This window comes from Paenibacillus donghaensis (assembly GCF_002192415.1).
Taxonomy (GTDB): Bacteria; Bacillota; Bacilli; order Paenibacillales; family Paenibacillaceae; genus Paenibacillus_AQ; species Paenibacillus_AQ donghaensis.
In genome coordinates this window covers 5,258,673-5,277,410 of the sequence record NZ_CP021780.1, presented here as the reverse complement: position 1 = coordinate 5,277,410, position 18,738 = coordinate 5,258,673, and the positions used below count along the sequence as shown (strand labels likewise).

The 18,738-nt window shown below is 51.1% G+C and carries 13 protein-coding genes; 12 read left to right on the top strand and 1 reads right to left on the bottom strand.

Features of this window, described 5'->3' with window-relative positions:
• Positions 1-169 precede the first annotated feature (169 nt).
• The 7 genes from B9T62_RS24130 to B9T62_RS24100 all read left to right on the top strand — a co-directional run bounded on the left by B9T62_RS24130 (position 170) and on the right by B9T62_RS24100 (position 8,476).
• The gene (locus B9T62_RS24130) at positions 170-517 is read left to right on the top strand and encodes a PadR family transcriptional regulator (protein ID WP_087917616.1); all 348 of its coding nucleotides are present in this window, start codon (positions 170-172) and stop codon (positions 515-517) included.
• The gene (locus tag B9T62_RS24125; protein ID WP_087917615.1) at positions 514-1,071 is read left to right on the top strand and encodes a DUF1700 domain-containing protein; all 558 of its coding nucleotides are present in this window, start codon (positions 514-516) and stop codon (positions 1,069-1,071) included. The genes B9T62_RS24130 and B9T62_RS24125 overlap by 4 nt, the downstream gene beginning before the upstream one ends.
• Before the next feature lie 344 nt (positions 1,072-1,415).
• Positions 1,416-2,468, top strand: coding sequence for a 50S ribosomal protein L11 methyltransferase (gene prmA, locus B9T62_RS24120; RefSeq protein WP_087917614.1), 1,053 nt, complete (start codon positions 1,416-1,418; stop codon positions 2,466-2,468).
• A 2-nt stretch (positions 2,469-2,470) separates the two neighbouring features.
• On the top strand, positions 2,471-3,157 hold the full coding sequence (locus tag B9T62_RS24115; protein ID WP_087917613.1) for a site-2 protease family protein: 687 nt from the start codon (positions 2,471-2,473) through the stop codon (positions 3,155-3,157).
• A 761-nt stretch (positions 3,158-3,918) separates the two neighbouring features.
• Positions 3,919-4,683, top strand: a complete 765-nt coding sequence (locus tag B9T62_RS24110; RefSeq protein ID WP_087917612.1) for an RsmE family RNA methyltransferase — start codon at positions 3,919-3,921, stop codon at positions 4,681-4,683.
• 3 nt (positions 4,684-4,686) lie between these two features.
• Positions 4,687-6,024: a tRNA (N(6)-L-threonylcarbamoyladenosine(37)-C(2))-methylthiotransferase MtaB gene (gene mtaB, locus B9T62_RS24105; RefSeq protein ID WP_087917611.1), complete on the top strand. Its 1,338-nt coding sequence runs from the start codon at positions 4,687-4,689 to the stop codon at positions 6,022-6,024.
• Positions 6,025-6,232: 208 nt separating this feature from the next.
• On the top strand, positions 6,233-8,476 hold the full coding sequence (locus B9T62_RS24100; protein ID WP_087917610.1) for an AraC family transcriptional regulator: 2,244 nt from the start codon (positions 6,233-6,235) through the stop codon (positions 8,474-8,476).
• A gap of 690 nt (positions 8,477-9,166) precedes the next feature.
• On the opposite strand, the gene B9T62_RS24095 is transcribed toward B9T62_RS24100, so the two are convergent.
• Entirely contained in the window at positions 9,167-10,051 is an 885-nt protein-coding gene (locus B9T62_RS24095) for a carbohydrate ABC transporter permease (protein WP_087917609.1), read from the bottom strand.
• Positions 10,052-10,356: 305 nt separating this feature from the next.
• Here B9T62_RS24095 and B9T62_RS24090 point away from each other — a divergent pair, with 305 nt between their 5' ends.
• The 5 genes from B9T62_RS24090 to B9T62_RS24070 all read left to right on the top strand — a co-directional run bounded on the left by B9T62_RS24090 (position 10,357) and on the right by B9T62_RS24070 (position 18,553).
• The gene (locus tag B9T62_RS24090; protein ID WP_087920404.1) at positions 10,357-11,292 is read left to right on the top strand and encodes an ABC transporter permease; all 936 of its coding nucleotides are present in this window, start codon (positions 10,357-10,359) and stop codon (positions 11,290-11,292) included.
• Positions 11,293-11,379: 87 nt separating this feature from the next.
• Positions 11,380-12,915, top strand: coding sequence for an extracellular solute-binding protein (locus B9T62_RS24085; RefSeq protein WP_087917608.1), 1,536 nt, complete (start codon positions 11,380-11,382; stop codon positions 12,913-12,915).
• Positions 12,916-13,020: 105 nt separating this feature from the next.
• Positions 13,021-14,172, top strand: coding sequence for a glycoside hydrolase family 88/105 protein (locus tag B9T62_RS24080; protein ID WP_087917607.1), 1,152 nt, complete (start codon positions 13,021-13,023; stop codon positions 14,170-14,172).
• A 422-nt stretch (positions 14,173-14,594) separates the two neighbouring features.
• Positions 14,595-16,052: a glycoside hydrolase family 28 protein gene (locus tag B9T62_RS24075; protein ID WP_087917606.1), complete on the top strand. Its 1,458-nt coding sequence runs from the start codon at positions 14,595-14,597 to the stop codon at positions 16,050-16,052.
• Positions 16,053-16,327: 275 nt separating this feature from the next.
• A complete protein-coding gene (locus B9T62_RS24070; RefSeq protein ID WP_087917605.1) occupies positions 16,328-18,553 on the top strand; it encodes a hypothetical protein in 2,226 nt (741 codons plus the stop codon).
• Positions 18,554-18,738: the final 185 nt, after the last annotated feature.

Genomic DNA, 18,738 nt, shown 5'->3' with positions numbered 1-18,738 from the left:
CCTTAGAATGGATAAATGAATAATGGCAGTACATATTGTGAAGCACGAACCTTTATGGTTTGATGCTTTTTTTTTATATATAGGCAGGCATCGGTTTCTACTTGTATTGAAAAACACTACCTTGACTCGCACAGTAGTGTGTCCTATAATGTGGAAGCGGGAGGTTGTTATGGAAATGACGGATTGGACCTCACAGGTCCGCAGGGGAATTATGGAGTTCTGCATCTTGCTGCTGGTCAGCAGGCAGCCGCGTTACGGCTATGAGCTGGTGACGCTGCTGGAGAAATGGGAGCAGCTGGCGATTACGGAAGGGACGCTGTATCCTCTTCTGCGCCGGATGCAGAAAGACAATTATCTGGAATCGTTCTGGCAGGGATCGGATTATGGTCCGCCGCGCAAGTATTATAGTTTAACCGCCGCTGGGGCCGTTCTGCTGGAGACTATGTCTTCAGAGTGGAGCCTGCTCTCTTTTGCGGTAGATCAAATTCAGTTGTATAGAGGAGAAGATCATTTATGAACCGGGAAGCAAGAGAATATCTGAATGCATTTCATCATCATCTTCATCCATTGCCGGAAGCAGAGCGCATGGATGCGGTCCGTGAGATTGAGAGTCATATTGAAGAGAGCCTCTACAACGGTCAGGGGGAGTCAGAGATTCTGGCAAGACTGGGCAACCCGCGCAAATTAGCCAAAGCATATGTCAGTGAACAGGTTATCCAGGGAAAAGACCGCTCCTTCGCGGCAATGATGATGCTGATCAGATTCTATTGCTCTACAGGCCTCTTGAGCATTATGGTAATTCCTTTTCTGGCTACCATTGCCTTCGGATTCGGACTTTCGGCTGTTTTGTCCCTGCTGGCAGGGGTATTGCGCACACTTGGTGTCCCTTACATAACCATGAATATCGGAAATGATATACAGGTTCCAAGAGAGTACAGCATGCTGGTTGCGGTAATTCTGGCAGTGATACTGGAGGGGATCGCCTATTACAGCTGGATCTATTTGCGTAAATACATAACTTACATTTCGACAGAATACCGCAAGCTGCTGCCAGTACAGCGGACGATCTAGAAGTTTCTATTAGGATAAGGAGGGTGGGACCTTGTGGTTCCGCTCTTTTTTATTGTATAGGAAATTATGATTTACTTTTGTTGTAGATAAGGTATGTGTAAAGTTGGGAATAACCACCGTACCGCCAGGCTCATTCGCCAAACTTGCAGGTGTCCAGAGAGTGCAACCCTTTGGGGCCCTCCCTTGGAAGGGAGGGTTTGGGAGGGATCGAATTTTTGGGAGGGATCGACTTTTATCCGCAGTTTGGCGCTGAGACCGGGAGAAATGGTATACTATGTATTGTTTCAATCAGAGGCCCGGCTATAATCTAAGCTGCACACCAATTTTAGGAGGATTCACAAACGATGTTATGGCATGAACTAACGATACATACAAGGGAAGAAGCGCAGGACATGATCGCCAATCTGCTGTATGAAGCAGGGGCAGGCGGAGTGTCCATAGAAGAGTCCGGCACACTCAACAAAACAAGGGATACCCGTTATGGGGAGCTGTACGATGAGCCGCTGAACGATATTCCCGAGGGAGAGGCCGTGATCAAGGGGTATTACGCGGACACCGTCGCCATGGAGGCGCTTATTCTGGAGCTGGCCCCCCAGGTTGAGGAGCTGCGCCAATATGGAATTGATCCGGGGAAGGCGCTGATCTCCTGGAAGACCGTAGATGAAGAGGAGTGGGCCCATGCCTGGAAGCAGTATTTCAAGCCGCTGCGGGTCTCGGAGCGTCTGACCATCAAGCCTACCTGGGAGGAGTATACACCGGAGAGTGCGGATGAACGGATTATCGAGCTAGACCCGGGAATGGCCTTCGGCACCGGAACCCACCCGACCACTGCGCTCTGTTTGCGTGCGCTGGAGAAGCATATCAGCGGCGGCGAAGAGGTTATTGATGTAGGTACAGGTTCCGGGATTCTTGCCGTAGGCGCCGTGCTGCTAGGCGCGAGAGCGGTGCTGGCCTTGGATCTGGACCCTGTGGCTGTAACGAGCGCACGTGAGAATGTGGCTTTGAACAGGCTGGAATCGGCCATCATGGTGAAGGAGAGCGATCTTCTCTCGCTGCTGGGAGGCGAAGGGGCTGCCGATACGCCGGCCGGAGAGATGTGGCCTTCGGCAAGACCGGGCTTTGCCGCAGAAGAGGAGACGCCATCAGCAGCCATGGGTAGCGGTATAGGGGTAACTCTGCCGGTGAAGCTAATAGTGGCCAATATTCTGGCAGAAATTATTGTATTATTTACCGATGACGTCTACCGTGCACTGCAGCCTGGGGGGATCTATATTACCTCAGGGATTTATAAAGATAAAGAAGAGCTGGTTGCCGGGGCGCTGCAGCAGTCCGGTTTTGAGATTATGGAAATTTCCCGTGAGGAAGATTGGGTGGCCTTTACAGCCGGAAAGAGGTAGAGATGGAATTTTTACAGAGCATTATTCGCATTCCGCTGGAGCAGCTTCCTTTTTTTCTGGTTACTCTGCTGATAGCATTTACGGTTCATGAGTTCAGTCATGCTTATTTTGCCAATAAATTTGGTGATCCCACAGCCCGGCTGCTGGGACGGATGACCCTGAACCCTGTCGTCCACTTTGATTTCTGGGGTATTATTCTGCTGGTGATTGCCGGATTCGGCTGGGCCCGTCCCGTGCCGGTTAACCGCGACAACTTCAGCCGTCCCCGGCTGATGGGCGTTATTGTTTCCGCTGCCGGCCCGATCAGCAACCTGTTGCTCGGTATTCTCGGCTCGTTGATCTTCGGTTTGCTGCTGGCGACCGGAACAATGAATTCCATTACCAACGATCAGCTATACAAGGCCGTCTATTGGTTCTTTAGTATCTTCATTCAGCTGAACCTGTTCCTGTTTCTGTTCAACCTGATCCCACTGCCGCCGCTGGACGGCTACCGGATTGTGGAGGATCTCGCTCCACGTCCGCTGCGCGGACGACTGCAGCAATATGAGCAATATTCGATGCTGATCTTCCTGCTGATCCTGTTTATTCCCGGACTGCGTACCTATACGATTGATCCGTTGAATATTTGGGCCAGCGAAATGTTTGCAACGTTCGTGAACTTCTTCTTCAAGCTGTTTGGCGGGGCCTGAAGCCGGATGTCAAGTCTGGTCTACCTCTTCCAAACGTTGTATGATAAAATTTGATTACTGCTTAGGTCTCCGTAGGACGAGAATACAGAAGATTTAACTTCGCAGTGGTTTCCTAAGTCCGAGCCATTGAATTAAATGCAAAAGTGCATTTAATTTGCCGATTTTTCACGTTTTGAAGCGAATAGTTGCAAAAAGGCACCTAATTCTGGCGTTTGAGCGCAGAAGACTCGATTTGCTCAAAATTAGTTGCAATATCGCACTTAATCACCTTCTGAGAGAGGTTACAGCTGAAATTAGTTGCACTTTTGCATCTATTTGCGTTGAACGTTCCGGAGTAATATTCTAATCTTCGCTAAGGCCTAAGTAGTAACAAAATTTGTATGTATTAAAGCGTAATAAGATGCAGTGGCGGCGGCAAAATCCTGGGTCTGCAGGCGTGCCGCCGTTTCTTCTTGATGTATAGGAAATTATCTTGCGCATTCCGCAGGAACAGCCCGCCTTTGACCTTAGCCCCCGGCACGCATCCCGTCAGGGATAGCGGGCCAGCCCATGCGGGCGTCCAAGCGGTCCCGCAGGGATAAGCGTTCCCCCCTCCCAGCCGCCTAATCACCGTACCGCCAGGCTCATTCGCCAAACTTGCGGGAGTCCAGAGGGCAGCGCCCTCTGGGACCCTCCCTTGGAAGGGAGGGCCCCAGAGGGTTCGACGCTGGTTTGGGAGGGTTCGATAATTATCGATAATTCAAGGACAGGATGATGAAAACATGCAGCGGTATTTCGTAGCACCGGAGCAGTTCGCAGAGGGTGCAGTCAGAGTCGGCGGTGAAGATGCCCGCCATATTGCCAAGGTGATGCGCGGGAAAGAAGGAGACAAGCTGATTGTCAGCGATGGCGTCTCCCGGGAAGTGTTGGCCGAAATCACCCGGATTGAAATCGGGGAAGTCACCTTGAATATACTGGAAGCGCTGGAGATGACGCATGAAGCGCGGATCTCGGTAACGGTGGCCCAGAGTCTGCCCAAGGCGGACAAGATGGAGACAGTGATTCAGAAATGCACCGAGATCGGAGCGGCGGCGTTCGTGCCGTTTCTGTCGGAGCGTACTATTGTGCAATACGATGAACGCAAGGAGAGCAAACGGCTGGACCGCTGGCGCAAGATCTGCAAGGAAGCGGCTGAGCAGGCTCACCGCAACATTGTTCCGGCCGTAGGGGCACCTGTGTCCTGGAAGCAGCTGCTGAAATCCTTTGCTGATTATGATGCGGTCTACTTCTGCTATGAGAAGGAAGCCGGCCTGCAGCTGCGCAGCGCGGTTGCGCCTTGGCTGGCCGGGCTTCCGCCGGAAGCAGGCGGCAAGGTGCTGGTTGTGGTCGGGCCGGAAGGCGGATTCAGCGTGGAGGAATATGCTCAGGCCGAGGAGGCTGGAGCCGTGTCTGTAGGACTGGGCCGGCGGATTCTGCGTTGTGAGACAGCGGGCATGGTAGCCGCGGCCTGTATTTTATATGAGTCAGGAGAAATGGGGGGAGCTTAAGGAATGTCATCTGTAGCATTTTATACGTTGGGCTGCAAAGTCAATTTCTATGATACTGAAGCCATCTGGCAGCTGTTCAAAAATGAAGGATATGAGCAGGTTGATTTCGAGGGTTCCGCCGATGTCTATCTGATCAACACCTGTACGGTAACCAATACCGGCGATAAAAAAAGCCGCCAGATGATCCGCCGCGCGGTGCGCCGCAATCCGGAGGCGATCGTTGCGGTAACCGGCTGCTACGCGCAGACCTCGCCTGGTGAAATCCTCGACATTCCAGGTGTCGATCTGGTCATCGGCAATCAGGACCGTGACCAGATAATGACCCATGTCAAGAATATTCAGCATTCGCGTCAGCCGGTGAACGCAGTGCGTAACATTATGAAGACGCGTGAATTCGAGGAACTGGATGTACCGGGCTTCGCAGACCGCACGCGGGCCTTCATGAAGATCCAGGACGGCTGCAACAACTTCTGCACCTTCTGCATTATTCCCTGGTCACGCGGTCTCTCGCGCAGCCGTGATCCCAAGAGCATCGTGGCTCAGGCGCGTCAACTGGTGGAAGCGGGCTACAAGGAATTTGTGCTGACCGGCATCCATACTGGCGGATACGGTGACGACCTGGAGAATTACCGGCTGTCCAATCTGCTCTGGGAACTCGACGGGGTGGAAGGGCTGGAGAGAGTACGGATCAGCTCGATCGAAGCCAGCCAGATTGATGACAAGCTGCTGGATGTGCTGAACCGTTCGCCGAAAATGTGCCGTCATCTGCATATTCCGCTGCAGGCTGGACATAACGATGTGCTGAAGGGGATGCGCCGCAAATACACCACTGAAGAATATATGTCCAAAATTATAGCGATTCGTCAGGCCATGCCTAATGTCGGCATCACCACCGACGTGATTGTCGGCTTCCCGGGTGAAACCGATGAGATGTTCCAGGCTGGCTACGAGTTTATGAAGGCAGTCAATTTCTCGGAAATGCATGTGTTTCCCTATTCCAAGCGGACCGGAACGCCCGCAGCACGAATGGAGAACCAGGTGGACGAAGAGGTCAAAAACAGCCGTGTGCAGCTGTTGATTGATCTGTCAGAGGACATGCAGCTGTCCTATGCACGCCAGTTCGTGGGCCAGACGCTCAGCGTTATACCCGAACGATCGGCTAAAGATGCGCCGGGCCGGGAGGTCCAGCACGGCTTCACCGACAACTATCTGCAGGTGCTGTTTGCAGGCGATGATTCCCTGCAGGGCGAGCTGTGCGAGGTGAAGATTACCGAGGCCGGCATCAATGAATGCAAGGGCGAGCTGGTTCGTGTCAGCCGCTCCGGGCAGCCAGTCCGATAAGGATACTCGCAATATGATGAAATGCTCAGCAGCGATTCTCCCGTCAGTTCAGGGGGGAATCGTTGTTTGCTGTTTATGACTCTTGATCGGGATGCCCGCCACCTCGATAAGATGGAGAATGTATTGTGCACACGTGAAAAAGGGTTTGGATTTCACCTCTTGAAAGCGCTATAATTGAAAATGATTACATCGTTGAAGGAGTTTACCTATGAAAAAAGGCAGGATGTTCTATAAGATTTTTATTCCTATTCTAGTATTGGGCATCGGCCTGGTCATCAGCTTCGGCAGCTATATTTATTTGACGACCATTCAATCGGTTATTGATAGCGTTGCCAGCGGCAAGCAAAGCCTGATTACCCAAATCAAAAATACGCTGGAGCAGAAAATCGAAACGATAGAGTTTGCTTTCAATACTTACAGCACTACCAGCTCATTCAGTGAGGTAGTCCAGAATCCGATTACAGAGCAGGATTTCCAGGCGTACCGAAATATCAATTCCCAGCTCAACTATATCGCTAGCATGGGGATGGACGGCGTGGATTACTCGCTGATCAGTCTGGTCCAGAACTGGAAGATTTCCAACGGCAAGCTCTCCTATTTAACAGCGGAAGAGCGTGACAATCTGTATAAGAGCTATATCGACAACCAGAGCCGGGGATTGTTCTGGGTCAAGACGGACAAGGGCATCCGCTTCGTAAATACGCTTCCGGTATTCTCGCAGACTAAGCAGGCAATTGTCTTATCGGATATTTCACTGCAGACGCTGCAGCAAACCCTGCAGACGGAGGACAACACCGCAGTGTTTATTCTGAACCGGCAGGGTGAACTGCTGTATGAATCGGAATCCGGCAAAGCGCTGCTGACCGATGGGCAGCTGCGTCACATTACCGAGGTCGCGCGAAGCGAGAGTCAGACAGGAACGGTTGCGCTGAATAAGGTCAATCACCAGGAGGTTCAGGCCCTTTATGCGAAATCTTCCTATAATAATTGGATTTATGTAACGCTGCTCGACCAGCAGGAAATCTCTGATGCTCTGAAGACCACCCGGTTCGGCTTAATTATGATGGGTGTGGTGATCACACTGCTGATTGTCGTGGTGGCCTACGTGATCTCCGTTTATTTCACCAAGCCGATCCGCCAGATTCAGCGCAGGTTGCCGGGTAGTGCCCAGCCGGTCCCAAAGGATGAAATTGACTGGATTATTACATCAATTGATACCATTCTGTCGGAGAAGGAAAGTCTGGAGGGCTTGATTCAGTCTGAAATGCCCCAGCTGGAAACCCAATTTATACTGAACCTGTTCCGCAGCCGGATTACGGCGGAAGAACAGGAGCGCAATATGCGGCGCTTCGGCTATGCTCTGACAGCGGACACAGTATATGCGACCCTGCTGATCCAGCTGGATAATTACGGGGAACGGCAGGCCAGCGACAAGGATCTGCTGCTCGTAGCGGTCAACAAGCTGGTGGAGGAGCTGATTCCCAAGACGCGGCGGATGATCCCGATCCTGCTGAATGACCGTACCCAAGCGACCATTCTGATCTTTGAGGGACAGAACGAACAGGAGAACCGGAAGCAAATCCTTGCCGATGCCAAGCTGATCATCAAGACAGTCAGGGAAATCCTGAAGCTGTCGGTCAGCATAGGGATCAGCAAGCTGTACAGTGATTTATTACACAGCAAGGAAGCCTGCGAGATGAGCAAGCAGGCGTTGCACCACCGACTGAATCTCGGTAAGGAATCGATTATTTTCTATGAGGATATTTCGATGGTGATCTCCGGACCCGTGCTGCTGCATTATCCGGCGGAGCTGGAATCGCAGCTGTTCGACGCCATCCGGTTAGGTGATGAGGAGCAGGTATCGCGCTCCCTGTACCCGCTATTGGGGGAGATGATGAAGCACAGCAAGAATCCGATGAATTTCGAGGTGACCCTGATCCGGTTCGTGAACAATCTGATACAGCTGGAGCAGCTGATCGGCGTGGAGGTGCTGCTGACCCAGGATAATTATGCGCTGTATCACCGGCTGCTGGATATCCGCAACCCGGAAGAGATTGAACGCATCCTGGTGAAGGAAGTCATCCAGCCGATGGTAACCAGCATGAAGGAGAAGACCACCCGCCAGTTCCGCTGCCTATCCGAGCAGATTGCAGCCATCGTTCGTGCCGAATACGACCAGGATCTGTCGCTGGAATTGATCGGTGAGCGCCTGCATTACAGTCCGAACTATTTGAGCAGCATCTTTAAGCGGGAATTTGGCATGACCTTCAGTGAATACATCATGAGCTACCGGTTGGAAATGGCCAAGAAATGGCTGGTGGAGAGCGACATGACGATCAAGGAGATGGCTGAACGCCTGCAGTACCATAACCCGCAGAATTTCATCCGTTCCTTCCGCAAGAAGGAGCATGTGACGCCAGGCGCATACCGGACCATGAAGCAGGACAAATAAACAGCTAACCCTACGTCAAATGAGAAGATCCCAACAGGGCAGCCATGGAATAGTCAAGAGGCTGTCCCAAAAGTAGAATTTTCTACGATTGTGAAATCCGTTCATTTTAAAAGCCGTAAAAAGACAGCGAGCAGCGATTCTCCCGTTATTGGAGAATCGCTGCTCTATCGTTTTTGGTCATTGGCAACTTGCTTCAGCAGGTTGTGGGCAAGCGAAAGCCATCCGACCTCAAGCGTCACTTTTTCGATCCCTCGAAGCAGAAATCTTTGGAATCCCCGGTTGTTCTTCAGTCCATGGTATATTGAATGTACAAAGAAATCGCCTTTTTAAATGGTAGTGGTACCTCCATTTTACCAAAGGGCGATTTCTTTTTGTGATTTTAAAGAGAATTGTAGAAACTTTTCCTGCCTAAAGCAGCGGAGAGGACAGAACGATTGTGGAAAAGCGGCAGCGGTCGCCTTTGTCCCCGGATTTTCACCGCTAAGGAGAATAAATAAAATCTGGGGACAACAGCGATTGGAACAACGGTCCGTTCGCGGAGCGTCTGCACCAAGTGCACACGTCAATCCTACTCAAAAACAACAGGGGCTATCCCAAGCAGCCATGTGATGGCTTACGGGACAGCCCCTGTTGCTTTGTTCTTTGTTAAGCGGCCAAGGATTGCACATGAGCCTCTTTTGCCGAAGTCTGCTAGCCTTTGACTGCACCCAGCAGGGCACCTTTCGTGAAATGCTTCTGCACAAACGGATAGGCGATCAGCATGGGAACAGTAGCGACCACAATAACCGCCATTTTGATCGTCTGGGCCGGCGGAATGATATCGACCGAAGTGCTTTCTGCCTGCATGCCGCTGGAGACAATGACAATCTGGCGCAGCAGCACCTGAATCGGCCATTTGGTGGAATCCGTGATATACAGAATCGCGGTGATGTAGGTATTCCAGTAAGCCACTCCATAGAAGAGGGAGAGGGTGGCAATGGACGGCAGCGCCAGCGGCAGCATAATTTTAATGAACACGCCGAAATCATTGGAGCCGTCGATTTTGGCCGATTCCTCAAGACTGTCCGGCAACGCCTGAAAGAAGTTGCGCATGATAATCAGGTTGAAGGCATTAACGGCTACCGGGAAGATCAGCGACCAGTAGGAATCAATCAGATGGAAATATTTGACGACCAGGAAGGTGGGAATCATTCCTCCGCTGAAGAGCATGGAGAACACGACAATAAAGTTGATGAAATCCCGTCCATACAGATATCTTCGCGACAGGCCGTAAGCCATCAGCGCAGTAAGAATCATGCTGACGACGGTTCCAACCAGAGTGACAAGGATGGACACGGTTAATCCTTTAAAGATAGTTGGCGTTGACAGGATATAACGGTAAGCATCCAGAGAAAAGGTGGTCGGGAAGAGAATAAACTTCTTCTCCACTACTTCCTGTGTTGAAGCAAAGGAACTGGCAAATACATTGACAAAGGGTAAAAGACAGATGAGGGCAATGAGTGCCAGCAGGGTGGTATTGACTATGGTAAATATCCGGTTGCCCATAGTTTCTTTTTTAAATGATGATTGCGCCATGCAGTTATCCTCCTTGTAATCGTTTCAATGAAACTTTATCAGGGGCCTTGTATTCCGTATATAATCATTAGCTTAGGCTTTGTTTCGGGAGGAAAATGTGGGCAGAGTGCCCCATGATCCTTATATATGATCGTAATCATCACAAGGGGCTATGGGCTGGAGAACCGTATAACAGCGCGGTTTACAGAGCGGCAGTAACTAATGATTATATACGTAATAAGCAAATCTCCGTAATCTGGGAAGCGTTAAGAAACGCGATCAAGGAGGCCGATCAGGTGAAAGAGGCAAATGTCACCGGGGTACAGATGAAAGCACCACCGGTGAGAATAAAACGAACGGCGCATAGCCTGCTGAGTCTAAAAAGGCACAAGCTGTTGTATCTAATGATACTGCCGGGATTTCTCTATTTCATTATTTTTAAGTATCTGCCCATGGGCGGGCTAATCATCGCCTTTCAGGATTATCAGCCGTATCTGGGCATCACGGGAAGTCCCTGGGTCGGGTTCAAGCATTTTATCCGCTTGTTTACCGAACCTACCTTTTTAATGCTGCTGCGTAATACACTGATTTTGTTTGCGCTGAACATCGTGATCTTTTTCCCGCTCCCGATTATTCTGGCGCTGATGCTGAATGAGGTCCGGCACAAGATGTTCAAGAGTGCCATCCAGACGATTATCTATATCCCGCATTTCCTGTCATGGGTCATTATCGTCTCGATTTCCTATGTATTCATGAATGTGGACGGCGGGGTGCTGAACGAGATCATTGCGGCGCTCGGAGGGCATAAGATCAGCTTCCTGACCTCTCCCGAATGGCTGCGCACCGTGTACATCGGGCAAATCATCTGGAAAGAGCTGGGCTGGTCGACCATTATCTATCTGGCAGCCATTACCGTAGTGGACACCCAATTGTATGAAGCCGCTGAAATGGACGGGGCAGGAAGATTGCGCAAAACCTGGCATGTCACCTTGCCAGCCATTCGTCCGGTCATCATTACCCTGCTTATTCTGAAGATCGGTCATACGCTGGACCTCGGGTTTGAGCATATGTACCTGCTGATTAATTCCTTGAACCGAGAAGTTGGAGAAATTTTTGATACTTATATTTACACCGCCGGACTCAAGAACGGCCAATTAAGCTTCAGTACGACCGTCGGACTGTTCAAGGGAGTGGTGGGTCTGGTGCTCGTCGTTCTGGCGAACAAGCTGGCCAAGAAGGTCGGGGAAGACGGCGTATATTAAGCTCTGCAATACTCAGAATTCATGCCCCTGCCACCAGCGGGGGTGGAAGATACAGCAATACTATTACGAATAAAAGGGGTAGTGTTCATGAGTCGCAATTACAAGAAACTTGCAGCCTTGATGCTGTGCAGCGGTCTGGTACTCTCAGCATGTGGTGGAGGAAACTCAAATACTAACAGTCAGGCGCAATCGGCTAAATCGGGGACAACAGCGGAGGCAGAGAACGTTAAGGCCAAGATTACCTGGCTGAACCTGCTGCATACAGCATCACCGCCAACGGATAAGGTGCTTAGCAAAATTGAAGAAGCAACCCATGCGGAAATCGAGTTCTCCTGGGTTCCGGATGCCTCTAAGGAAGAGCGGATTAACACTTCTCTGGCTTCGGGTTCGCTGTCGGATATTGTTACACTGACCATCCTTGATAATTCTTCGGTGCGCAACGCGCTGAAAGCGGGCATGTTCTGGGAAGTGAGCCCTTATCTGGACGAATTCCCGAATCTGGCAGCCATCTCCCAGGATACCCGCAACTCGGCATCCATTGAAGGGAAGCTCTACGGCGTACCGTTCCAGAAAGCCAAAGCCAGAAACGGCGTCATTATCCGCAAGGACTGGCTCGATAAACTGGGAATGGCGGTTCCGAAGACTACAGCCGAACTGCTTGAGATTGCGAAAGCGTTTACCGAGAAGGACCCTGATAGCAACGGCAAAAAGGATACAACCGGCTTTATGGACCGCAGCGACCTGGTGTACGGAGCGTTCAAAACACTGGGCTCCTACTTCGGAACACCGAACGTTTGGGCGGTGGATGATGCCGGCATCATGACACCGGAGTTCGAAACGGAATCTTACATTCAAACCATGGATTATATGAGAGCCTCATTTGAAGGCGGCTATATCAACCAGGATTTTGCGGTAACCGCCAAAAATGACCAGCAGCAGAACTTTGCACAGGGGAAAGCCGGGATTTATGTCGGCGCATTGTTTGACAGCAAAAATCTGCTGAACATGTCCAAAGGTATTCAGGACAATATGGAACTAGTTATGGTTAATGACATCACCTCGACCGGCAATGAAGCAGACCGTGCGATCTGGGCGGGGACAAACGGAATCGGCGGATTGCTGTCCTTCCCGAAATCGGAGGTCAAGGATGAGAAAGAGCTGAAGCGGATTCTGAAATTTGTGAACGATATCATGAATGATGATGTCTATGCCCTCATGACCTACGGTATCCAGGATGTGCATTATACGGTAGATGCGGACATGGCGGTAACGATTAAGGACACCGATCTGTGGCAGCAGGAAGTGCAGCCGTTCTCATCATCCCGTCCGAAAGAAGTTGGATACAAAATTCATGATGCCGATCCGCTTAAGGTGGAAGCCGAGAAGCTAATTGAAGAAAATGCAAACTATGCTGTACTGAACCCTGCCTATTCACTGGAATCCGAGACGAACACTACACAAGGCTCAGAGCTGCAGAAGATTGTTACGGATGCCACCTATAAATATATCCTCGGAAAAATCGATCTGGCAGGGTACAAATCCGAGATTGAAAAGTGGGAGAAATCCGGAGGCAGCATGATTATTTCCGAATACGAGGCAGCTTATAAAGCCATAAATCCTTAAAGAATGTAAGCTCACAGCATGTATGACAAGAGTATAGCTTAGGGGTCCTACCCGCTGATGGAGGCGGATAGGACCATATTTTATTCAACCGGGAGGAAGGAAGATATGGCGAACACCAAAGCAAGCACTACGGCTGGTTGGGCTGTACGGATGGCGGATTCCATCATGGAACGGACGCCTAGACTGTATGAGGACAAAGGGTACCACGGCAAGTGGTCTTATGATTACGGAGTGATCCTGAAGGGCTTCGAGCTGCTGTGGAGACAGACAGGGGAAGCTAAGTATCTGGAGTATATCCAGAACAATATGGACAATTTTATCGGTGAAGACGGCTCTGTAAACGGATATCGCCTCAATGAATACAATATCGATCATCTCAATAACGGCAAGCTGCTGTTCGTCCTCTACCAGGAAACGGGGCAGGAGAAATATAAACAGGCCGCGGCCCTGTTAAGAGCGCAGATTGCAGGCCATCCCCGGACTTCGGAGGGTGCATTTTGGCATAAACAAATTTATCCTTACCAAATCTGGCTGGACGGGTTGTACATGGGCTCCCCGTTCTATCTGGAATATTTGCTTGCCTTTGAAGAAGGAAAGGGCCTGGAGGATGTGACCCGGCAGTTTATTCTGTGTGAGCGCCATACGAAGGATGAAGTGACGGGTCTCTTATATCATGCCTGGGATGAACAGCGAATACAGCCTTGGTGTGATCCGGTAACAGGCCTCTCCCCGAACTTCTGGGGCCGATCGCTCGGCTGGTATGTGATGGCGCTGGCGGATGTGCTTGCTATGCTTCCTGCCGATCACGGGGATTACAAGACTCTGGCACGTATTTTGAACGACACGCTGGCTGCCTTGCGGAAGTACCAGGATCAAGAATCCGGGGTATGGTATCAGGTTGTCAATGAGGGTGGACGCAAAGGCAATTATCTGGAGGCCTCCGCTTCCAGCATGATTACCTATGCGATAGCCAAGGGCATCAGGCTTGGTGTGCTGGATAACAGCTGGCTTGAGACGCTGGACCACGCCTATCAGGGGCTGATCGCGGAATTTGCGCTTGTGACGAACAGCGGCTGGGTCAACCTGAACAAAAACTGCCAGGTCGCCGGACTCGGCGGGGATGACCGGAGAGATGGCAGCTATGCCTACTATATCAGTGAGCCGATCATCACCAATGATCAAAAAGGTCTTGGCGCGTTCCTGCTCGCTTGCGGGGAATACGAATTCCTGCAGCGTCCGGCTGCCGTGAAGGAATAGGTAAAGACTATTGTCTTTCACAATAGGAAGGAGCATGGGAATGATTTCAGAGCAGATGAAGACCGGTATCATACAGAATCCAATACTAAGGGGCTTCAACCCTGATCCTTGCCTGGTACGGGCAGGAGACATGTATTATATCGCGGTATCCTCTCGATAAAATATATCAGGTATAGCAAGAAAGTATAAAAATTGAGGAAATAGACATCTAAAACGAAAGAAATTTAAACTTGCTTGAACTATAATTGGTTTGACATTATGAAGGACGTTGCTGCTTAGGCCTCCGTAGGAATCCACCACCGATTTAGATGTGATAACGGTTACTTCTTAGGGGAGTGTTTGGGTTAAGGTAGCGTGGCCACATCCCCGGAGGGTTCTAAGTAGTAACCGAAATGACTAGATTACCGGGGAGGGAAACATTGATGAATAGAAATCAGAATTTGGAGGAGTACCGACTTCCTGAGCTGCCGCAGATTGCCCCGCAGAATTTCAGCATTGCCGATTATGGAGCTGTCGGGGATGGGGCGGCGCTCTGCACCGCCGCTATTCAGGAGGCGATCGATACCTGTGCCGCTGCGGGAGGCGGTAAGGTACTGATCCCTCCGGGAATATGGCGAACCGGGCCCCTCACCCTCCGCAGCAGGATTAATCTATACGCCGATCGAGGAGCGCTGGTGTTGTTTGACTCTGACTGCAGTCTGTATCCACTGGTTTCCTCTCAATATGAAGGCGTTGCGGACTGGCGTTGCCAGGCGCCGTTGGACGGGGAAGGGCTGAGTGATGTAGCGATTACGGGTGAAGGCATATTTGACGGTGGAGGCGAAGGCTGGCGACCGGTGAAGCGGTTCAAGATGACGGACGCCCAGTGGGATCAGCTTATTGCCTCAGGGGGAGCGCTTGATCGGGAAGCCGGCATCTGGTGGCCATCCGCTGAGGCGATGGAAGGAGAGTCGATTTACCGAACGCTGCAGCAGCAGGGCGACACGGCCATGGAGTCATATTTGCCGATCCGTGCGTATCTCCGGCCAGCGCTGCTCAGCTTGCGGAACTGCCGCCAGGTGCTCCTGGAAGGGCCGACCTTCCAGAATTCGCCCGCATGGTGTCTTCATCCATGGGCCTGTGAGCAGGTCACCGTCCGAAATATCCATGTCCGCAATCCGTGGTATTCGCAGAATGGGGACGGTCTGGATCTGGATTCATGCGCGTATGCTCTGGTGGAGCATTGCCGCTTCGATGTTGGGGATGACGCGATCTGCCTGAAATCAGGAAAAGATGAAGAAGGGCGAAGATTGGGTTTGCCTTGTCGGTTTATCACGATTCGCGGCTGTACGGTATACCATGGGCACGGCGGAGTGGTGATCGGCAGTGAAATGTCTGGCGGAGTCCATGCGGTCAGGATCAGCGACTGCCTGTTCATCGGCACAGACATTGGACTGAGGTTCAAAAGCGCCCGGGGAAGAGGCGGTCTTGTAGAAGACATCGTTGCGGAGAACATCTCCATGAGCGGAATTGTACATGAAGCTGTATCCTTTCATATGTTTTACGCAGGGACTGAGGGTTCGGAGGGCTTCGATAAGCAGAGCTATCCGGTTACAGAGGAAACCCCTGAATTCCGGAATATTACACTCCGGAATATTAACTGCCATGGAGCGGCAACTGCACTGCTGATCAACGGGCTGCCTGAGCAGCCGCTTGCCGGACTTACTGTGGAGGGTTTGCGCGCGGCAGCGGTGCAGGGGATTGTCGGACGTTATGCCGAAAGCTTAACACTGAGTGAAATCCGTCTGCAAACGAAAGAAACGCCGGCTATCCGGCTCCATGGATGCGGGAATGTCCAGCTTATAGACTCGGAAGGGCTGTCCATTGAGGACGGGGCATAGTGGTGATGCCCTTGCGCTTCATATGCTGGATGCTGAACCGCTCTTCTTCAATATAATAATAGAAGAAACTACCCGGAAGCGTCCGGGTGATCGAATGAATAATCTCGCTGGTTTTGACTAGCGGGATTATTTATATTTGAATTTTGAGGAAGAAGTCCCCCTGCTAAATTGTGAGCGACTACCAGCTAATTTTGAAATAAGGTAAACTATGGGCTGTTTAATGTCGATATAGTGGAAGAGTGTGGAAAATAACTGATAGCCTAAGGAGAGAACTAATGACTGTGTACAGGAAAATGACGAAATTGCTGCTCATCATGGTGCTGATTGCCACTGCTGCTTTTCCGGTAAGCGTCTTGGCAGCTGCAGGCGATATTAATTCGATTGAATTTGAGAGCTCGGCAAAAGTGGAACTTATCGTAGGCCAAACGCCGAAGCAACTGAAAGTATATGCTAATGTGGAAGGCTCTTCTTCCAAAAAAGATGTGACAGGCGCCGTAGTTTGGGAATCCTCCAATACGGGTGTGGCTAAGGTTGTTAATGGCCTGCTGACTCCGGTGGATACCGGGATAGCAGTGATCAAGGCCTCATACAATAACGCGCTGACTACAGTAGAAGTATCGGTAACGCATTCCTTTAAGGAATTGAGCCTGGTGCACACCTCGGCAGGTATCTTTAAATTGGGTGACAGCGGCGACAAGCTGCTCGTGAAGGCCAATGTTACCGGCGGGCAATCGGCAACCGCAATCAAGGATGTCACAGCCGACGCGGAATGGAGCAGCTCCAACAGTGCAGTGCTGAGCATCACGGCTGGCAAAATTACGCTGGCAGGTGAAGGCACATCAATAATTACCGCCAAATACAAAGGGCTGACGGCAAACTTCAAAGCAGTAGTTCAGTTGCCTTACTCGGCCATTGTGCTTAAGAAGGACAATGTTGAGATCAAAGAGCTTGAGCTGCTGATGGGCGACCAGCCGGTTGCTGTGTCTGCCATGACCAAGGCGGGGGCAGATACTGCTGAGAATAACATTTCCGCAGACGCGGAATGGTCCTCCTCCAATGAGAATGTGGCTACGGTAGAAGACGGCCAGATTAAGGTAACGGGGGCCGGCAAAGCCGTTATCACCGCAAGTTATCTCGGTGTGTCGAAATCGGTGGATGTCTATGTCCGCGCTCCTTATGAAGCGCTGCTGCTCACACCGGCAGGCGATCAGGCCCTGTTCATGGGTGAAGGTCTTAAGCTTAAGGCAGAGGTCAGAAACGCCGTCAACTCCACGTTGGATGTATCGGCAAGCGCCGTCTGGAGCTCAGACAACCAGCTGGCGGCAACCGTTGCGACAGCGAACGGGGCGGCAGAGGTGACTGCCAAGGCTGTGGGAACTTCTACTGTGAAGGCAGAATATATGGGAATAAGCAGAAGCTTCAAGGTAACCGTACACCCTACAGTGACTGAGCTAAAGGCTGACAAAACAGAGCTGAAGCTGTTCACCGCAGAATCCGCAGCTCTGCCGAAGGTGAGCGGTACGAAGCTGGACGGTACAACGCTTGATTTAAGCGAGGAAGTGGAATGGACCTCAGCCAATGAGGATGTTGTAATGATCAAGGATGGCAAGCTTACCGCAGGTAAGCCAGGTACAGTCAAATTGACTGGCAAGTTTAAGACTGCAAGTGTAACTGCGGCTCAAGCCGGCATCCGTGCCGCAAGCGTTGAGTTGCAGGTTGAAGTGCAGGATAAAGTGCTGATTCTGCTTGGACCGGATGATAATTTCGTAGTGGTTACCGGTGAAGAGCAGCCGCTTCCCCAGATCAATGCTGTGATGGAGAACGGCGATGAGCGGAATGTTTCGGAAACGATTGAATGGGAGCTGTCGGGGGCGAATGCGATTATCAAAACCACAGCTAAAGGTAAGGTGGTTAAAGGTCTGGTCAAAGGTTCCGCTGCACTGAAAGGAACTTATGCCAACAAAACAATCACCATCCAGGTTACCATTGAGCAGAAGGTGAACAAGCTGGTCGTGGAACCGGCCCAGCTGGAGATGAATATCAAAGGCTCCAAAGCAATCAAGGTGACGGCCTATTATTCGAATGGCAAGACAGGAAACGTCTCCTCCCTGATGAATTGGGAGTCCTCCAATCCGGAGGTAGCCACTGTAAAGGGAACCTCAGTCAAAGCGGTAGCCGAAGGCAACGTGGTTCTGAGCGGCTCCTACCAGGGCATTGCCGCCACTGTGAAGATTACGGTAGTGCCCAAGCTGAAGAAGCTGACGGTAAGCGAAACCCGGCTGAAGTTGGCTCCGGGCAGTGTACAGAGCGTGATCGTTACAGCGATTTATGACACAGGCAAGACAGCTGTGGTGACAGGCAGTGCAGCCTGGACAAGCTCCAAGCCGGGTGTAGCCAGAGTAACCTCCTCCGGCAGCATTACCGCCGTGAGCAAGGGAACCTCGTCGATTAAAGGCAAGTTCGGCGGCAAAATTGTAACAGTAAACGTAACGGTTAAATAGAACTAAACCGTAAGAAGATCCGCCGATGGGCTGCAGAGCCGGTCGGCGGATTTTTGCGGATTAGAGAATTTAGAGACTCTGCAATGGCTTAGCTGTTCATGCAGAAGTGATATCCGTATTAGATGTGCAGCATGGTTTGAAGTATAATAATACAGCGATAGCCGGATGCCGGTTATGGAGCAGCG

What these genes read in the sequence shown, in the direction of transcription:
- B9T62_RS24130 (WP_087917616.1), top strand. Translation starts at nt 170, where the DNA reads ATGGAAATGACGGATTGGACCTCACAGGTCCGCAGGGGAATTATGGAG.
- B9T62_RS24125 (WP_087917615.1), top strand. Translation starts at nt 514, where the DNA reads ATGAACCGGGAAGCAAGAGAATATCTGAATGCATTTCATCATCATCTT.
- prmA (WP_087917614.1), top strand. Translation starts at nt 1,416, where the DNA reads ATGTTATGGCATGAACTAACGATACATACAAGGGAAGAAGCGCAGGAC.
- B9T62_RS24115 (WP_087917613.1), top strand. Translation starts at nt 2,471, where the DNA reads ATGGAATTTTTACAGAGCATTATTCGCATTCCGCTGGAGCAGCTTCCT.
- B9T62_RS24110 (WP_087917612.1), top strand. Translation starts at nt 3,919, where the DNA reads ATGCAGCGGTATTTCGTAGCACCGGAGCAGTTCGCAGAGGGTGCAGTC.
- mtaB (WP_087917611.1), top strand. Translation starts at nt 4,687, where the DNA reads ATGTCATCTGTAGCATTTTATACGTTGGGCTGCAAAGTCAATTTCTAT.
- B9T62_RS24100 (WP_087917610.1), top strand. Translation starts at nt 6,233, where the DNA reads ATGAAAAAAGGCAGGATGTTCTATAAGATTTTTATTCCTATTCTAGTA.
- B9T62_RS24095 (WP_087917609.1), bottom strand. Translation starts at nt 10,051, where the DNA reads ATGGCGCAATCATCATTTAAAAAAGAAACTATGGGCAACCGGATATTT.
- B9T62_RS24090 (WP_087920404.1), top strand. Translation starts at nt 10,357, where the DNA reads ATGAAAGCACCACCGGTGAGAATAAAACGAACGGCGCATAGCCTGCTG.
- B9T62_RS24085 (WP_087917608.1), top strand. Translation starts at nt 11,380, where the DNA reads ATGAGTCGCAATTACAAGAAACTTGCAGCCTTGATGCTGTGCAGCGGT.
- B9T62_RS24080 (WP_087917607.1), top strand. Translation starts at nt 13,021, where the DNA reads ATGGCGAACACCAAAGCAAGCACTACGGCTGGTTGGGCTGTACGGATG.
- B9T62_RS24075 (WP_087917606.1), top strand. Translation starts at nt 14,595, where the DNA reads ATGAATAGAAATCAGAATTTGGAGGAGTACCGACTTCCTGAGCTGCCG.
- B9T62_RS24070 (WP_087917605.1), top strand. Translation starts at nt 16,328, where the DNA reads ATGACTGTGTACAGGAAAATGACGAAATTGCTGCTCATCATGGTGCTG.